The organism is Cupriavidus nantongensis, assembly GCF_041726985.1.
GTDB lineage: Bacteria > Pseudomonadota > Gammaproteobacteria > Burkholderiales > Burkholderiaceae > Cupriavidus > Cupriavidus nantongensis_A.
In genome coordinates this window covers 3,416,145-3,432,145 of the sequence record NZ_CP168303.1, presented here as the reverse complement: position 1 = coordinate 3,432,145, position 16,001 = coordinate 3,416,145, and the positions used below count along the sequence as shown (strand labels likewise).

Annotated in this window: 14 protein-coding genes and 1 tRNA gene; 13 read left to right on the top strand and 2 right to left on the bottom strand. The window is 68.0% G+C overall.

Annotated features, from left to right (window positions below):
• The first annotated feature begins 145 nt into the window (after window positions 1-145).
• From htpX to ACEI37_RS27125, 10 genes are all read left to right on the top strand, one after another.
• Window positions 146-1,006, top strand: coding sequence for a zinc metalloprotease HtpX (gene htpX / locus ACEI37_RS27170; RefSeq protein ID WP_115702727.1), 861 nt, complete (start codon window positions 146-148; stop codon window positions 1,004-1,006).
• 141 nt (window positions 1,007-1,147) lie between these two features.
• Window positions 1,148-2,587, top strand: a complete 1,440-nt coding sequence (rsmB, locus tag ACEI37_RS27165; RefSeq protein ID WP_373378862.1) for a 16S rRNA (cytosine(967)-C(5))-methyltransferase RsmB — start codon at window positions 1,148-1,150, stop codon at window positions 2,585-2,587.
• A 9-nt stretch (window positions 2,588-2,596) separates the two neighbouring features.
• Window positions 2,597-3,460, top strand: coding sequence for a DUF4390 domain-containing protein (locus tag ACEI37_RS27160; protein WP_373378861.1), 864 nt, complete (start codon window positions 2,597-2,599; stop codon window positions 3,458-3,460).
• Window positions 3,457-5,889, top strand: a complete 2,433-nt coding sequence (locus tag ACEI37_RS27155; protein WP_373378860.1) for a PAS domain-containing sensor histidine kinase — start codon at window positions 3,457-3,459, stop codon at window positions 5,887-5,889. Before ACEI37_RS27160 ends, ACEI37_RS27155 begins: the two co-directional genes overlap by 4 nt.
• A 52-nt stretch (window positions 5,890-5,941) precedes the next feature.
• The gene (locus ACEI37_RS27150) at window positions 5,942-6,652 is read left to right on the top strand and encodes a response regulator (RefSeq protein ID WP_373378859.1); all 711 of its coding nucleotides are present in this window, start codon (window positions 5,942-5,944) and stop codon (window positions 6,650-6,652) included.
• A gap of 60 nt (window positions 6,653-6,712) precedes the next feature.
• Window positions 6,713-6,788: transfer RNA gene (locus ACEI37_RS27145), tRNA-Phe, on the top strand.
• Between the two features lie 290 nt (window positions 6,789-7,078).
• On the top strand, window positions 7,079-7,366 hold the full coding sequence (locus tag ACEI37_RS27140; RefSeq protein ID WP_373378858.1) for a BrnT family toxin: 288 nt from the start codon (window positions 7,079-7,081) through the stop codon (window positions 7,364-7,366).
• Entirely contained in the window at window positions 7,332-7,682 is a 351-nt protein-coding gene (locus ACEI37_RS27135; protein ID WP_373378857.1) for a BrnA antitoxin family protein, read from the top strand. Before ACEI37_RS27140 ends, ACEI37_RS27135 begins: the two co-directional genes overlap by 35 nt.
• A 202-nt stretch (window positions 7,683-7,884) precedes the next feature.
• Window positions 7,885-8,376 (top strand): hypothetical protein, encoded by a 492-nt coding sequence (locus tag ACEI37_RS27130; protein WP_373378856.1) that lies wholly within the window; start codon window positions 7,885-7,887, stop codon window positions 8,374-8,376.
• Window positions 8,377-8,684: 308 nt separating this feature from the next.
• Window positions 8,685-9,413 carry an aquaporin gene (locus ACEI37_RS27125; protein WP_373378855.1) on the top strand — a complete coding sequence of 243 codons (729 nt, stop codon included), beginning with the start codon at window positions 8,685-8,687 and terminating at the stop codon, window positions 9,411-9,413.
• Here ACEI37_RS27125 and ACEI37_RS27120 read toward each other — a convergent pair.
• The gene (locus ACEI37_RS27120) at window positions 9,397-11,043 is read right to left on the bottom strand and encodes a carbohydrate porin (RefSeq protein WP_373378854.1); all 1,647 of its coding nucleotides are present in this window, start codon (window positions 11,041-11,043) and stop codon (window positions 9,397-9,399) included. The genes ACEI37_RS27125 and ACEI37_RS27120 overlap by 17 nt on opposite strands.
• A gap of 500 nt (window positions 11,044-11,543) precedes the next feature.
• Between ACEI37_RS27120 and ACEI37_RS27115 the strand changes: the two genes are divergently transcribed.
• The 3 genes from ACEI37_RS27115 to dinB all read left to right on the top strand — a co-directional run bounded on the left by ACEI37_RS27115 (window position 11,544) and on the right by dinB (window position 14,879).
• A complete protein-coding gene (locus ACEI37_RS27115) occupies window positions 11,544-12,680 on the top strand; it encodes a TRAP transporter substrate-binding protein (protein WP_373378853.1) in 1,137 nt (378 codons plus the stop codon).
• A 149-nt stretch (window positions 12,681-12,829) separates the two neighbouring features.
• Window positions 12,830-13,735 (top strand): EamA family transporter RarD, encoded by a 906-nt coding sequence (rarD, locus tag ACEI37_RS27110; protein WP_373378852.1) that lies wholly within the window; start codon window positions 12,830-12,832, stop codon window positions 13,733-13,735.
• 64 nt (window positions 13,736-13,799) lie between these two features.
• Window positions 13,800-14,879 (top strand): DNA polymerase IV, encoded by a 1,080-nt coding sequence (gene dinB, locus ACEI37_RS27105; protein WP_373378851.1) that lies wholly within the window; start codon window positions 13,800-13,802, stop codon window positions 14,877-14,879.
• 76 nt (window positions 14,880-14,955) lie between these two features.
• Here the strand turns inward: dinB and ACEI37_RS27100 are convergent, their stop codons facing one another.
• On the bottom strand, window positions 14,956-15,966 hold the full coding sequence (locus tag ACEI37_RS27100) for a DUF2272 domain-containing protein (protein WP_373378850.1): 1,011 nt from the start codon (window positions 15,964-15,966) through the stop codon (window positions 14,956-14,958).
• Window positions 15,967-16,001: the final 35 nt, after the last annotated feature.

The window sequence follows — 16,001 nt, the reverse complement described above, 5'->3', positions numbered from 1 at the left end:
CCGCGCACGGCGCCCTCCTGCCCGCGGGTGCGCAACATTGCAAAGGCCGTTGGACGGCCGTTGAATTTTCTGCGATCGGCCCCTATCTAACGGGCATCGCGTCAGCTTTTCCGGGACGCGTCACGATTACACGGAGATCACCGCAATGTTCAACTGGGTCAAGACCTTCATGCTGATGGCGGCCATCACGGCGCTGTTCATCGTCATCGGCGGCATGATCGGCGGGCGCAGCGGCATGATGTTCGCGCTGCTGATCGCGCTGGGCATGAACTTCTTCTCCTACTGGTTCTCGGACAAGATGGTCCTGCGCATGTACAACGCGCAGGAAGTCGATGCCGGCAGCGCGCCGCAGTTCTACGGCATGGTGCAGGACCTGGCGCAGCGCGCCGGCCTGCCGATGCCGCGCGTCTACCTGATCAACGAAGACGCGCCCAACGCGTTTGCCACCGGCCGCAATCCGGAGCACGCCGCGGTGGCTGCCACCACCGGCATCCTGCGTGTGCTGTCCGAGCGCGAGCTGCGCGGCGTGATGGCGCACGAACTGGCGCACGTGCGCCACCGCGACATCCTGACCTCGACCATCGCCGCCACCATGGCCGGCGCGATCTCGGCGCTGGCCAATATGGCGATGTTCTTCGGCGGGCGCGACGAGAACGGCAACCGCACCAACCCGATCGCCAGCATCGCCGTGGCGATCCTGGCGCCGCTGGCGGCCTCGCTGATCCAGATGGCGATCTCGCGCGCGCGCGAATTCGAAGCCGACCGCGGCGGCGCAGAGATCAGCGGCGACCCGCAGGCGCTGGCCAGCGCGCTGGACAAGATCCACCGCTACGCGCAGGGCATCCCGTTCCAGGCGGCCGAGGAACATCCGGCCACGGCGCAGATGATGATCATGAACCCGCTGTCCGGCGGCGGTATCGCCAACCTGTTCTCGACCCATCCGGCCACCGAGGAACGCATCGCGCGCCTGATGCAGATGGCCCAGACCGGCACCTACCCCGCCTGAGCCTCGGAAATCCGGGGCGCGGCCCCGTCACAAGGTAAACTGCCCGCTGTTCCGCGTGGACCGGCGGGCTTTTTTTGGCCCGCGCCCCGCACCTTTCCGATTCACCGCCTGACCCGCTGCCTGATCCGCCGCCTGACCGATATGCGCCTGCCTCCCGATTCGCTTGCCTTCCAGATGCTTGGTGCTGCCGCCGCGGTGCGCGCCGTCAGTGAAGGCACGGCCTTGCCCCAGGCGATCGAGGACGCCGCCGCGCAGCTGAAGCTGGACCGCGTGCGCGACGCCGCCACGCGCGGCGCACTGCAGGACATCGCCTACCGCACCATGCGCCAGTTCGGCACCGCGCGCGCGCTGGTGACCAAACTGGTGACGCGGCCGCCCGGCGCGCAGGTCGATTCGCTGCTGGCGGTGGCGCTGGCACTGTTGCTGGAACACGGGCCGGGCCCGCGCGAGCGGCACGACGGCGCCGACCCGGCGCGCCATGATGCCGACGCCGGCCGTCCGGGCTACAGCACCTTCACGGTGGTAGACCAGGCCGTGAGCGCGGCCGCTTCCGAACCCAAGACTGCGCATGCGCGCGGACTGGTCAACGCGGTGCTGCGCCGTTTCCTGCGCGAGCGCAAGGCCTTGCTCGCCGAGGTCAACCGCGACGAGCAGGCGCGCTGGAACCTGCCGCCGTGGTGGCTGCGCATGCTGCGCGAGGCCTACCCCGACCAGTGGATGGCGCTGGCGGCCAGCGCCAACGTGCGCCCGCCGATGACGGTGCGCGTCAACACCGCGCGCGTGTCGGTGCAGCAGTACCGCACCGACCTCGCCAACGCCGGCCTGGCCGGGCACATCGTCGGTCCGCAGGCGGTGCGCCTGGTGCGCGCGGTGCCGGTGAACCAGCTGCCCGGCTTTGCCGAAGGCGCGGTCTCGGTGCAGGACGCCGGCGCGCAACTGGCCGCGCCGTTGCTTGAGGTGGCCGACGGCATGCGCGTACTCGATGCCTGCGCGGCGCCTGGCGGCAAGACCGGACATTTGCTGGAGCTGGCAGATATCGAAGTGACGGCGGTCGAAAGCGACCCGCAACGCGCCACCCGCATCGGCGAGAACCTGGCGCGGCTGGGCAAGTCCGCAAAGATCGTGGTCGGCGATGCCAGCCGGCCCGCCGACTGGTGGGACGGGCAGCCCTTCGACCGCATCCTCGCCGACGTGCCGTGCTCGGCCTCGGGCATCGTGCGGCGCCATCCCGATATCCGCTGGCTGCGCCGCGAAACCGATATCGCCAAGCTCATCACCGAGCAGCGCCGCATCGTCTCGCAGCTGTGGCCGCTGCTGAAGCCGGGCGGCATCCTGGTCTATGTCACCTGTTCTATTTTCCCAACGGAGGGCGAGGAGCAGGCGCGCTGGTTTGGTGAGCAACTGGCAGATGCGATACGATTGCAGGCGCCGGGACAGCTGCTGCCCGGCACCCATGCAACGCTTGCCGCGGTCGCGGACGGTGACAAGGGCACCCTTGACAGCACCGGTCGCACCGACGGTACCAGCCTGCCATCCGATCACGATGGCTTCTTCTACGCCCGCTTCCAGAAACGCGCCTGATCTGATCCGATGCCGAGCACGCCGCGCCTGTCAGGCTTTCGCGTTGAAGTGGACCTCCGCTGCAGACCGCTGGCGCGCTGGGCACTCGCGCTGGTGCTGGCGCTGGCCGCCGCGCTGTGGCTGCCGCGCGCCGCCCAGGCACAGGTCATCGAGGCCACCGAGGCCCGCGTCGAATATCAGGACGGCGGCTTCGAGCTTGCCGCCAGTTTCGACTTCGACCTGCCGCCCGCGCTCGAGGACGCGCTGCACAAGGGCATCTCGCTGTATTTCGCGGTCGACTTCCAGCTGTCGCGCTCGCGCTGGTACTGGTTCGACGACAAGCCGGTCAACACCACCCGCAGCGTGCGCCTGTCGTACCAGCCGCTGACGCGCCAGTACCGCATCTCCACCGGCGGCCTGCAGCTGCCGTTCACGCGCCTGAAAAGCGCGCTGCAGTTTATCCAGCGCGTGCGCGGGTGGCGCGTGTTCGAGCGCAACGCGGTCAAGCCGGGCGAGACCTACAACGCCGAAGTGCGCATGCGGCTGGACCTGTCGCAATTGCCCAAGCCGTTCCAGATCAACGCCGTCAACACGCGCGACTGGAACCTGGCCTCCGACTGGCGGCGCTTCACCTACACTGTGCCGACCGACCTGAGCCCGCCGCCCGCGCCACCGCCGCAGCCGCCGGCACCGCCACCGGCAATGCCTGCATCTCCCGCATCGCCCGCGCTTCCAGCCTCGCCGACCCTGCCCGCGCCCGCACCGTCCCCGGCCTCGCTGCCTGCCGCGGCCAACGAGCGCGGCCTGATGGAAGGGCGCGGTCTGTATGTACAGGCCGCGTCGTACGCGCTGTCGACGGCGATGCTGGCGCAGCCTGCACCGAGCCAGCCATGAGCAATCCGTTGTGGGACAGCCGGTTCCGGCGCGTGCTGTACCGCGTCGTGGCCGGCATCATCGTGTTCCTGGCGCTGGTGCTGGTGGGCCTGCTGGCCGGCGCGTCAGCCAATACCGAATTCTTCGATCGCTATTTCACGCTGCTGTTCAAGGTGAACCTGGTGATCGGCGCGCTGCTGGTGCTGACCGTCGGCGCGCTCGCGGTCACGCTGTGGCTGCGCTATCGCCGCGGCAAGTTCGGCACGCGGCTGATGACCAAGCTCGCAGTGTTCTTCGGCGTGGTGGGCGTGCTGCCCGGCGTGCTGATCTACCTGGTGTCGCTGCAGTTTGTCTCGCGCAGCATCGAGTCCTGGTTCGACGTGCGCGTGGAAACCGCGCTCGAGGCCGGACTGAACCTGGGACGATCCACCATCGACAGCTCGCTGGCCGACCTGCAGGTCAAGGCGCGGCTGATGTCCGAGCAGCTGGCCGGCGCCTCCGGCGTGGCCACTTCGCTGCAGCTGAACCGGCTGCGCGAGCAGTACGGCGTGCAGGAAGCCGCCATCTTCACCGGTAGCGGCCGCGTGCTGGCATCCGCTTCCAGCAACTATGCCTCGCTGGTGCCGGACCTGCCTTCCGGCGTGCTGGCGGAACAGGCGCGGCTGGCCGGTGGCTATGCCGCGGTGGAGGGCGGCACCGATCCGTCGAGCGATATCGGCCAGGCTGCCGAGCGTGTCGACAGCAGCCACCTGTATCGCCTGCGCGTGATCATCCCGCTGGGCGCGGCGCCAGGGCCGGCACAGGATACGGTCAGCGCCGCCAGCGCGCCGCGTGCGCTGTCCCGCTCGCCGCGCTGGGCCGGCTCGGGCCTGTCGGTGGAGCGCAGCCCGGAAGACTCGCCGTCGAGCGGCTTCGGCCTGGTCGGCGAGACCGTGCGCGAAGAGCGCTACCTGCAGGTGCTGCACCCGGTGCCGGCAGTGCTCGCGCGCAATGCCGACGAGGTCCAGCGCGCGTACCAGGAATACCAGGAGAAGGCGCTGGGCCGCACCGGCCTGCGCAAGATGTATATCGGCACGCTGACGCTGACGCTGTTCCTGGCAGTGTTTATCGCGGTGATGCTGGCGCTGCTGCTCGGCGGCCAGCTGGCGCGACCGCTGCTGATGCTGCTGCAGGGAACCAAGGAAGTCGCAGAGGGCGATCTGTCGCCCAAGCGCGAGCTGAAGAGCCGCGACGAGCTGGGCATGCTGACGCAGCAGTTCAACCAGATGACGCGCCAGCTGGCCGAGGCGCGGCTGGCGGTAGAAGAAAACCGCGCCGCGCTGGAGCAGTCGAAGGCCTACCTCGAAAGCGTGCTGCAGAACCTTACCGCAGGGGTGCTGGTGTTCGACCGCCGCTTCGTGCTGATCACCGCCAACCCTGGCGCCGAACGCATCTTCCGCCAGCCCTTCGCCGCAGTGATGGGGCTGCCGATGGAACAGATCCCGGGCATGGGCACGTTCGGCGAGATCGTGCGGCAAGCGTTCTCGGACCAGAACACCAGCGAGGTGCTGGGCGGTGCCGAGCACTGGCAGAAGCAGATCGAGCTGCCGCAGGGCGAGGAGCAGCCGCTGACGCTGCTGGTGCGCGGCGCGCGCCTGCCCGGCGGCGAGCGTGACGAGCCGGGCTATGTGATCGTCTTCGACGATATTTCCGATGTGATTTCCGCTCAACGCTCGGTGGCGTGGGGCGAGGTGGCACGGCGCCTGGCGCATGAGATCAAGAACCCGCTCACGCCGATCCAGCTCTCGGCCGAGCGCCTGCAGATGAAGCTCTCGCCCAAGCTCGAGGGCAGCGATGCCGACGTGCTCAAGCGCGGCGCCGCCACCATCGTCAACCAGGTGGCCGCGATGAAGCGCATGGTCGATGATTTCCGCGACTACGCGCGCACGCCGCCGGCGGTGCTGCAATCGCTGCAGCTCAACAGCCTGGTGGCCGAGGTGCTTCACCTGTACGGCATCGACGATCCGGCGGTGCATGAGCACCCGGTGATCCATCCGACGCTGGGCAGTGCGCTGCCCGATATCAAGGGCGATCCCACGCAGCTGCGCCAGGTCATCCACAACCTGCTGCAGAACGCGCAGGACGCTGCCGCGGAGAACGTCGCGGCCGGTAGGGCGGCGCCCCATATCACTCTGCACACCGAGACTGTAGAATACAAAGATTCTGCCGGCGAGAACCGGCAGGCCGTCAAGCTCACCATTGCGGACAATGGTCCCGGTTTTGCACCACGCATCCTGAGCCGTGCGTTCGAGCCTTATGTGACCACCAAAGCCAAAGGCACGGGTCTCGGGCTCGCGATGGTAAAGAAGATCATTGACGAACACGGCGCGCGCATCGAACTGCGCAATCGCATGGAAGGTGCCGAGATCGTCGGTGCGCAGATCTCGATCCTGTTCGTTAAACTGGCATAGTCAACATTGGCGTCCGGTCCCGGAACGCTGCGGTGGGGTTAAGAGGGGAAGTATGGCAACCATCCTCGTAGTCGATGACGAAATGGGAATCCGGGAGCTGCTCTCGGAGATCCTCAGCGACGAAGGCCATGTGGTCGAACTCGCGGAAAACGCGCAACAGGCGCGCGATTACCGTGCGGCGGGCACGCCCGATCTCGTGCTGCTCGATATCTGGATGCCCGATACCGATGGCGTCACGCTGCTCAAGGAATGGTCCGCGCAGGGACAGCTGACCATGCCCGTGATCATGATGTCGGGCCACGCCACCATCGATACCGCGGTCGAGGCCACCAAGATCGGCGCGCTCAATTTCCTGGAAAAGCCGATCGCGCTGCAGAAACTGCTGTCCGCGGTGGAGCAGGGCCTGGCCCGCGGCATCGAACGCCCGCGCAGCACCGCCACGGCGGCCGCCGCGCCCGCCAGCGCGCCGACGACGGAACCCGGCACGACCGCCGCCACGCCCGAGGCCATCACAGAAGCCGCACCCAACGGCAGCCCGGCGCGCGTGCCCGAAGCCGAGATGCAGTTCTCGTTCGACATGCCGCTGCGCGAAGCGCGCGACCTGTTCGAGCGCGCCTATTTCGAATACCACCTGCTGCGCGAACACGGCAGCATGACCCGCGTGGCCGAGAAGACCGGGCTGGAGCGTACCCACCTGTACCGCAAGCTCAAGCAGCTCGGCGTCGAGCTCGGCCGCAACAAGCCGGAGCCGGCCGAGCACTGAGGCAGTGCCCTACATGACGCTTGACTGGTCCAAAAAGACCCGTTATAGTTTCGCTTCTTTGGCCCGGTAGCTCAGTCGGTAGAGCAGAGGATTGAAAATCCTTGTGTCGGCGGTTCGATTCCGTCCCAGGCCACCAGAACAGGAAAAGCCCGGCTCTTGCAGCCGGGCTTTTTGCATTGGGGCGGCTCACTCTCGTGAGCCGTGCCAGGCCTTCCGCGCCGCCCAGCGACACATCTGCACCCTACCCCACGTCGCATTTCTCCGAACCGCTCGACACGGCTGACCGAGGTCAAGGTTGCCTTGCGCATGCCGGCACATCGTGACGTTCTCGTCAGCAAGAAACCTTTGCGTGCTTCAGCCGACAGGGAATTTTCGTATTGGCAAATATTCCTTGTCCCGCCTATTTAACGTCTATACAATAAATTGATGCCGCTCGTGTTTGATCCGGCCAAGGATCTCGCCAACCAGCTCAAGCACGGGGTACCGCTCGCTATGGCCGAAGCGTTCGAGATGGATGGTGCGCTGATGCGCGAGGACCTGCGGTTTGCATACGGTGAAGGGCGGTTGATCGCGACCGGGCTGATCGGCAACCGTGTGTTTGTGATGGTGTACACCATGCGAGGCGAGACGATGCGCGTCATCAGCCTGCGCAAAGCCAATCGCCGCGAGGTATTGAAGTATGTCAACGAAACGCAGGATCCATATCCCGACTGACGCCGAAGACAAGGCCCTGACACGTGCAGCGCAGTCCGATCGCGACAACCCGCCGCTGACCGATGCCGAGCTGGCGCGCATGCGGCCGGCGCATGAAGTGCTGCCCCGACTGGTCGGAGAAAAGGCAGCGCAAGCGCTGTTGCGGCCCCGCGGACGTCCGGCGCTGCCGGAAGGCCAACGCAAGGTGACGCTGAACATGCGTTGTGACCGCGATGTGGTCGAGGCCTTCAAGGCTACTGGCGATGGCTGGCAGACGCGCATCAACGATGTGCTGCGTGCCTATGCCAAGTCGCACCGCATGCTGCCCAGCCGCTGATGCGGCCGTCGATTTGCCCCCCGCGCAACACCCAATCCAGAAGTAAAAATCTTCTACTTGGCAGCCGATCCATGTCTCTCTAGGATGCCCTGACGCACTGCCAGCAGGCGGGGCGGGCCAGGCCGGCCAAGCCGCATTGCAACGCGCACCCATAACGCGGATACCCCGGCCCCGGGGCCGATACTTTCTTACCGGGGGATGGATGGACACACTGATCGGGACGGACAAGCACTGGCCGCCGCAGACCGCAGCCGGCGAGCGTGGCTTGTGGAAGAGCACCATGGCGGCGGCCAGCCAGGCGCTGGGGGCAGCAGGGCGGATGCAGCAGGCGGTGTCGCAGACGCTGAAGCTGCAGAACAAGATCCGCGCGCTGCGCGATGAGCTGCACCAGATGGAAGCCGAGCGCGATGTCTACCGCGAGCTGCACGCGCGCACGGTGGAAGAGCTGCACCAGGCCATCGACCGCAGCCCCGCCGAGATCAAGCGGCTGCGCGCCGAGTCCGAGTCCATGCAGGTCCGCCATCGCGCCTACAAACTGCTGGTGCAGCACTACATGCGCATCGGCACGCCGATCGATCCCGCCGTCTTTGCCGAACAGCGCAGCCGCGTGCAGCAGCACATCCTGTTCCAGCGCCGCAAGGGCATCCCGGTGGCGAATATCGTGGTCGAGGATATTGCGTTCCTGTTGCGCTGAATGGCGCTGACTTTGCCCTGAACGGCGCGATTCGAAACCCGGCGTCAGCACACAACATCGTCGGCGCACATTGACGCGCCGGGGCCGCGGCGGAACACTGTCGCGACCGCGCGCGCAGCCGCTGCGCCGCGGCGTTGCCCTGCTCAGGGCAACGACCTGCCACCGTTCGAGGCGTCGTCTCAGGCGACGTTGTCCATCTTGTTGCTGCGCGCTGTCCCCACCGTTTCCGCCACCGGTCGTGATACCAGTCCACGGGCGTGCCTTGCTCCCGCCCATGCTTCGCGCCGCTGCGCCGGCGCAGCGCAGCGATGAGTACGCTGGCGCGCCGCCTGGTGGCGGAAGGACTTGGCACCGCGCTGCTGGTGGCGATCGTGGTCGGCTCGGGCATTCGTGCCGAGCGCCTGGCGGCCGGCGATACCGCGCTTGCACTGCTGGCGAACTCGCTCGCTACCGGCGCCGGGCTGGTGGCACTGCTGGTGTCGCTGGGGCCGGTCTCGGGCGGGCATTTCAACCCGGTGGTGAGCCTGTCGGCGCTGGTGCAGGGCGTGCTGGCGCCGCGCGATGCGCTGCGCTATGTGCTGGTGCAGCTGGCGGGCGGCGTCTGCGGCGTGCTCGCGGCGCACGCCATGTTCGGCGAGCCGGCACTGGCGTGGTCGGCGCAGAGCCGCGCCGGCGCGTCGATGTGGTGGAGCGAGTTCGTGGCGACCTTTGGCCTGGTCGGCGTGGGCATCGGCACGCTGCGCAGCCGCCCGCAGCTGGTGCCGTTCGTGGTGGCCGGCTATATCACCGCGGGCTACTGGTTCACGTCGTCGACCTCGTTCGCCAATCCCGCGCTGACGCTGGCCTGCGCGCTGACCGATACCTTCACCGGGATCCGGCCGCAGGACGTGCCGGGCTTTGTGCTGGCGCAGATCGGCGGCGGGCTGGCGGCCACGCTGCTGTTCCACTGGCTGTGCCGCGAACCCGCCGCAGGGACATCGGTCCCGGTCAGTAGCCTGGGTGGCACGACTACCAGCGCAACTACCAGCGCCGATTGAGCTGCACGCCGAAGATCGAGCCGCTCGGCTGCGACGCCCACGCGTCTGCCGGCGCGGTGTAGCCGATGCCATCCACATCGCTGGCGCGGCTGTAGGTGTAGAAGGCGCGCAGGTTGGCATTGCCGGCCGACTTGCCCAGCGTCAGCGTCGGCGCCACCGTCAGCGCGGTGCGCTGGCCGCTGACGCCGAAGCCCGACGAGATCTGGTCGTGCGACACCTCGAAGTTCAGCCGGAACTGGCTGCTGGCCACGTACGCGGGACGCAGGCGCGTGGTGGTCCATTGCAGCGTGCCGACCGGCGAACGGTCGAACTGCAGGCTCTGCTCGACCGCACCGCTCAGCCCCCATCGGCTCTTCCATTCGATCGAGTCGGCCACGCGCGTGCGCGACAGCGACGGTCCCATGCCGGTATAACCAGTCATGGCGTTGCGCGAACCCGAGCCGAACTGCACCCCCAGCCGGTTGGTGCCGAACAGCACGCCTTTCTGCTCGTGCAGCGCGGACGCCCACCATGCCCCGCCCGAGTCCTCCACCAGCGGCTGGGCTTCCACCCGTGTGAAGCCGAGCTGGACCGAACCCTGTTCATTGGTGGGGATCGGCGCGGTGCGCAGCGAGTGGTAGCTGGGCAGGTTCTGGCCGTTCTGGTCGGCGCGCGCGGTGTACTGGTAGCTCAGGCCGATATCGCCGATCAGCCTGGCGTTGTCCACGCCGAAGCGCATCGCGGTCGAATTGGGCGGCAATAGCCCGGACGACATCAGGAACGGCGCGTTGTCGCGCCGGCCGGCCCACATAGTGGCGCCGTCCAGCACCGCCAGCCCGCTCACCGCCGTATAGAACTGCGGCACCAGCGCATAGGGATCGATCGCCGCCGGGCGGCCGTTGACGGTGGTAGCATCCGTGCCGCGCGCCTGCGCGATCAGCATCACCTGGGCGCCGCCGTCGAGATCCAGCACCGACTCGCGGATCCGGACCTCGCCCGTGCTGCGGCAGGCCAGCCCGCTGCCGATGCCGGTGGACAGCGCGCCGCCGGGGCAAGCGCGCATGGTGGAGGGTCGATCCTCGACCGCGGCGCGGCCGCTGTAGCTCAGGCGCCACACGGACTCGCCCGCCGGGTCATCGGCGGGCAGCTGGGAATGCAGCACCGGTGGCGCGTCCGACGGGGTGCCGGCGTCCGCGGCGCCTTGAGCCGGGGCAGGGGGCGCCTCGGCCCGGAACTCGCCAAGCCTGGGCGGGAACAGCACCAGCGGCGGTGGCGGCGGGGCCGGGGGTTCGGGCGGGCCGACGAAGTCGGGATCGACCGGCGGCGGGGTCGCGGCGACGCTGGTGTCCGCCGAAGCGGGTGCGGTGACGCTCGCCGCCGGCGCGGCTTCGCCGGCGATCAGCGCGGCGAGCGGGTCTTCGGTGGTGGCCGGCGCGGGAGATGCCGCCGTTGCGGCGGTCGCCGCTGACGCCGGTGTGCCCGTCGCCGCTGACGCAGTGACCGTTGCCGGCACCGCCGGCCGCGGCGCGATGCGCGGCGGCTGCAAGGCTGCCGTCGATTCGTCAGCGCCCGTCGCCGGAACGCCGGTCTGCGCGCATGCCGCCAGGCCCCAGGCGGCCAGCACGGCAAAGCCGAGGCGACGCAGCGGCACGCGGTGGCCGACGCAAGCGTCAGGCGGCTTCAGGAGGAGTCGACGAGAACAAGCAGGCAATTGGTACGGCAACGGGGCGAATCAGCGGGCAACCACGATATCCGGCAGGCAGGGCTCCGGAGGCGGGACTGTTTTTTATCAGCCGAGACCATTGGACCGCAAGCCGGGTTACAAAATCCATCACACCGTGCGGCGTCTCACAATACGAAAAACAGAGGAAATGTCGCAATCGACTAGCGAAAACCCGCACTTGCGCGGGGCCCCGTGCCGAAAGGGCCACCGCTATAATCGGCTGGCTTGTCTTTCGGGTAAGACAGCCCTCGGCCGTGGGCGCGGTTCCAGCGTCCGGCATGCAGGGCACGCCGCCGTGCCCGTTCGCCACAGGCACTGCGCTGCGCAGGCCGCCGTACCCCGGCGGCCGGTGCGTCACGGTCCGGCGCGCGGCCTCATGCAAGCCGGCGCCCGCATCCGAATCAATATCTATAAGAGGAGAAGTGGAGATGGAACGTCGTTCCTTTCTGTTGAAAGCGTCGGCCGTGGCTGCCACCGGGGCACTGGCCGCGTGCGGCAAGGGTGAAGAGAAGGCAGCGCCTGTCGCCGCCAGCGGCCCGGCCGCGCCGGCCGTAGTGGGCAGCAACCCCGCCGTGGAATGGCGCCTGGCCTCGAGCTTTCCCAAGTCGCTCGACACCATCTACGGCGGTGCCGAGCTGCTGTCGGCCCGTGTCAAGGAACTGACCGACGGCAAGTTCAACATCAAGGTCTTTGCCGCCGGGGAAATCGTGCCGGGCCTGCAAGTGCTGGACGCGGTGCAGAACAACACCGTGCAGATCGGCCACACCGCCGGCTACTACTACTTCGGCAAGAACCCGACGCTGTGCTTTGACACCACCATCCCGTTCGGCCTGACCGCACGCCAGCAGAACGCCTGGATGATGCAGGGCAACGGCATGAAGCTGATGCGCGAGTTCTTCAAGGAATACAACGTCGTCAACTTCCTGGGCGGCAACACCAACGCGCAGATGGGCGGCTGGTTCCGCAAGGAAATCAAGACCGTGGCCGACCTGCAGGGCCTGAAGTACCGCATCGCCGGCTTTGCCGGGGTGGTGCTGTCGCGCCTGGGCGTGGTGCCGCAGCAGATTGCCGGCGGCGACATCTACCCCGCGCTGGAAAAGGGCACCATCGACGCGGCCGAGTGGGTGGGCCCGTACGATGACGAGAAGCTGGGCTTCTACAAGGTGGCCCCGTACTACTATTACCCGGGCTGGTGGGAAGGCAGCGCGCAGCTGTCGTTCTACGCCTCGGCCAGCGAGTTCGAGAAGCTGCCGGCGCTGTACAAGCGCGCGCTGGAAACCGCCACCATCGAGGCGCACACCAACATGATGGCCAAGTACGACACGGTCAACCCGCAGGCGCTGGCTCGCCTGCTGGAAAACGGCGTCAAGCTGCGCCCGTTCTCCAAGGAGATCATGGAGGCCTGCTTCAAGGCGACCCAGGAGTCCTACGCCGACGAAACCGCGAAGAACCCGTCGTTCAAGAAGATCTACGACGACTGGCGCGTGTTCCGCAACAACCAGGCAGCCTGGTTCAACGTGGCCGAGCAGGGCTACGCCCAGTTCAGCTTCGCGCGCAAGCTGTAAGCCGCGTGACGCCCGGGCAACCGGGTCCGCCGCAAACCCCATGGTCCTTCGGGAGCATGGGGTTTTTTGTTGGCGGCGGCCGCGCGCAGGGCGCCCCGGCGGGGATGGCGCGGCCCCGGTAGAATCGCCGGCATCGATCGGAAAACCTTATGCAACTCGGCATTCTCTACGCCCTGCTGGCGTACCTCATCTGGGGCCTGCTCCCGCTCTATATCAAGTCGCTTCCCGGCATCGCCCCGATGGAGATCCTGCTGCACCGGATGGTGTGGTCGCTGGTCTTCCTGGGGCTGATCCTGGCCTGGCGCCGCCAGTGGGCATGGCTGGGCCAGGTGGCCAGGGACCGGCGGCTGTTGCTGTCGTTTGCCGCCAGCGCGGCGCTGCTGTGCGCCAACTGGTTCCTCTATATCTGGGCGGTGTCGGCCAACCGCGTGGTCGACGCAAGCCTGGGGTATTTCATCAATCCGCTGTTCAGCGTGCTGCTCGGCGTGGTGTTCCTGCATGAGCGCCTGCGCCGCGTGCAATGGCTGGCGATCGCGGTGGCGGCGGCCGGCGTGGCCTGGCTGACGGTGGCGGCGGGGCAGCTGCCCTGGATCGCGCTGGGCCTGGCCGCCAGCTTTGGCGGCTACGGGCTGTTGCGCAAGACCGGTGCGCTGGGCGCGCTGGAAGGGCTGTCGCTGGAAACGCTGCTGCTGTTCCCGCTCGCCGCGGCGGCGCTGGGCTGGCTGTTCGCCACCGGCCAGGACAGCTTTACCCACGCAGCACCGGGTACGCAGTGGCTGCTGTTGCTGGCCGGGCCGGTGACGGCGGTGCCGCTGCTGTTCTTTGCCGCGGGCGCACGGCGCATTCCGCTGTCGCTGCTCGGCTTGCTGCAGTACACCGGTCCGACCCTGCAACTGCTGCTGGGCGTGTGGCTGTGGCACGAGCCGTTCCCGGCGCAGAAGCAGGTGGGCTACGCGCTGATCTGGCTGTCGCTGGCCCTGTATGCGGCCGAAGGGCTGTGGATGAATGCGCGGCAGAAGCCCGCCGGCATCCAATCGATCAATGAGACTACGTGAAAATCGACATCCGTCATTCATCACACTGATAATTCGCAGATAGCCGCTCCGCATCCCGGCCCCCATGTCCGCCCCGCCTGACGCCAGTGCCGCGGTCCAGCGCAAGATCATCCATTGCGACTGCGACTGCTTCTACGCCTCGGTCGAAATGCGCGACGACCCGTCGCTGCGCGGCCGGCCGATGGCCGTGGGCGGTGCTGCCGACCGGCGCGGGGTGATCGCCACCTGCAACTACGAGGCGCGCGCCTACGGCGTGCGCTCGGCGATGGCGTCGGCGCAGGCGCTCAAGCGCTGTCCGGACCTGCTGATCGTGCGCCCCGCGATGGACAAGTACCGCGAGGTCTCGCGCCGCATCTTTGCGATCTACCGGGAATACACCGCGCTGGTCGAGCCGCTGTCACTGGACGAGGCTTACCTCGATGTCAGCCTGTGCACGCACCTTGCCGGCAGCGCCACCCGCATCGCCGAAGAGATCCGCCGGCGCGTGCGGGAGGAGGTCGGGGTCACCGTGTCGGCCGGCGTCGGCCCCAGCAAGTTCGTCGCCAAGATCGCCAGCGACTGGAACAAGCCCGACGGGCTGTTCGTGGTCAGGCCGGCCGCGGTGGATGCCTTTGTCGCAGCGCTGCCGGTGGAGCGCATCCATGGCGTGGGCAAGGTCACTGCGGCCAAGCTGCGCCGGCTGGGCGCCGAGACTTGCGGCGACCTGCGGCCGTGGTCGCCGGATCGCCTGCATCGCGAGTTCGGCGTGTTCGGGGCGCGGCTGTACAAGCTGTGCCGCGGCGTCGACGAGCGCGCGGTCACGCCCGAGCGCGAGCGCAAGTCGATCAGCGTGGAAGAGACCTATGCCGACGACCTGCCCAACCTGCAGGCCTGCCTGGCCGAGCTGGAGCCGCTGATCGCCATGCTGGAGGCACGCATTGCGCGCGCCCAGGCGCACGACACCATCGACAAGCTCACGGTAAAGCTGCGCTTCTCCGACTTCCGGCAGACCACGGTGGAATGCCGCGGCCATGCCCCGGACCGCGGCGTCTATGCGCGGCTGCTGGCCGAGGGCCATGCGCGCCGGGGCCTGCCGGTGCGGCTGCTCGGGGTCGGGGTGGGCACGAGCGACCGGGATACCGCGCAGCTGGAGTTGTTCGACTGATCGCGGGATTTATTTACGCGATTTATCAGCACAGAAGAACCGAGCGCCTATTAATAATTCGCATCGATAAACCTGCTTACTGCAGGTCGTTTCGCATCACCAGCAGCCAAGGCATATGCGAGTTGGTGACCCCGTCGAGCCGGCCCGAATCGCCCAGCTCGATCTCTTCCATCGATACCGATTGCTGGACGTTGCCGCCGATGGCGCGCACCACGCGCGCGGCCGAATCCACGGCGATCACGATGTCGCAATGCATCGGCGTGGTGCCGAAACCGATCTCGGCGATGTCCTCGATATAGCGGTCACGGCCGCGGCCGGCGCAGATGATGTCGCCGGGGCGTGGCATCGCCGGCACGGGCTCGATGCGGAACGCCGGTCGCGGCAGGATGCCGTCGCGGGCGTCGACCACGTACATCGAGTGCGACTGGCCCGTCAGGAACTGGCGCTCGTCCAGTCCGGCCTTGCGCAGCACCCATGACACAAAGACCGCCGACCAGGCCCAGGCGCCCTGCGTGACCTGCCTGCAGCTGGGCGTTTCGCCGACGATGCCCCAGTAGCGGCGCGCCAGCGTGCAGCCCAGCGGCGTGGCCTCCATGCCGGTGCCGTCCGGGAAAGACAGGCAGCTGGCTGCCGGCGGCGGGTTGCCGTTGGTCTTGGACTCGGTATCGGTGGTGGCCACGGCAGGCGCCGCGGTGTCGGTCGGGGACGCCAGCGGTAGCTCGGGGGGTAGCTCAGAGGGCAATTCCGGCGCCGGCACCGGACTGTAGGTCACGCAAGAGGTGTCGTCGCGGCCCAGCCGCACCACCTGTCCGCCCCAGCGGGCCCATTCCTGGATGGCGATCTCGACGATGCGCTCGCGCGGCGTGGCGCCCGGGCTCGTCACCGGCCGCTCGCTGTCCGGCAGCGCACGCGCTTGCGGCCGGGCCGGTTCGATGACGGTGGTGCAGGCGCTCAGCAGCGCCAGCAGCGCGGCCGCGCACGCGGTGCGCAGCGGCGCACACGCCTGTGGAGAACGCTGTGGAATCGGCTGTGGAAAGCGCTGTGCATAACGCTGTGGAGATCTGCGGCGCTGCGGACGGGCAAACATGTTGGCCCCACATGGCACGGCGCCCGGCCTGGCGA

Excerpts from the sequence above, each read along its gene's own strand:
- htpX (WP_115702727.1), top strand. The coding sequence starts at position 146 with ATGTTCAACTGGGTCAAGACCTTCATGCTGATGGCGGCCATCACGGCG.
- rsmB (WP_373378862.1), top strand. The coding sequence starts at position 1,148 with ATGCGCCTGCCTCCCGATTCGCTTGCCTTCCAGATGCTTGGTGCTGCC.
- ACEI37_RS27160 (WP_373378861.1), top strand. The coding sequence starts at position 2,597 with ATGCCGAGCACGCCGCGCCTGTCAGGCTTTCGCGTTGAAGTGGACCTC.
- ACEI37_RS27155 (WP_373378860.1), top strand. The coding sequence starts at position 3,457 with ATGAGCAATCCGTTGTGGGACAGCCGGTTCCGGCGCGTGCTGTACCGC.
- ACEI37_RS27150 (WP_373378859.1), top strand. The coding sequence starts at position 5,942 with ATGGCAACCATCCTCGTAGTCGATGACGAAATGGGAATCCGGGAGCTG.
- ACEI37_RS27140 (WP_373378858.1), top strand. The coding sequence starts at position 7,079 with ATGCCGCTCGTGTTTGATCCGGCCAAGGATCTCGCCAACCAGCTCAAG.
- ACEI37_RS27135 (WP_373378857.1), top strand. The coding sequence starts at position 7,332 with ATGTCAACGAAACGCAGGATCCATATCCCGACTGACGCCGAAGACAAG.
- ACEI37_RS27130 (WP_373378856.1), top strand. The coding sequence starts at position 7,885 with ATGGACACACTGATCGGGACGGACAAGCACTGGCCGCCGCAGACCGCA.
- ACEI37_RS27125 (WP_373378855.1), top strand. The coding sequence starts at position 8,685 with ATGAGTACGCTGGCGCGCCGCCTGGTGGCGGAAGGACTTGGCACCGCG.
- ACEI37_RS27115 (WP_373378853.1), top strand. The coding sequence starts at position 11,544 with ATGGAACGTCGTTCCTTTCTGTTGAAAGCGTCGGCCGTGGCTGCCACC.
- rarD (WP_373378852.1), top strand. The coding sequence starts at position 12,830 with ATGCAACTCGGCATTCTCTACGCCCTGCTGGCGTACCTCATCTGGGGC.
- dinB (WP_373378851.1), top strand. The coding sequence starts at position 13,800 with ATGTCCGCCCCGCCTGACGCCAGTGCCGCGGTCCAGCGCAAGATCATC.
- ACEI37_RS27100 (WP_373378850.1), bottom strand. The coding sequence starts at position 15,966 with ATGTTTGCCCGTCCGCAGCGCCGCAGATCTCCACAGCGTTATGCACAG.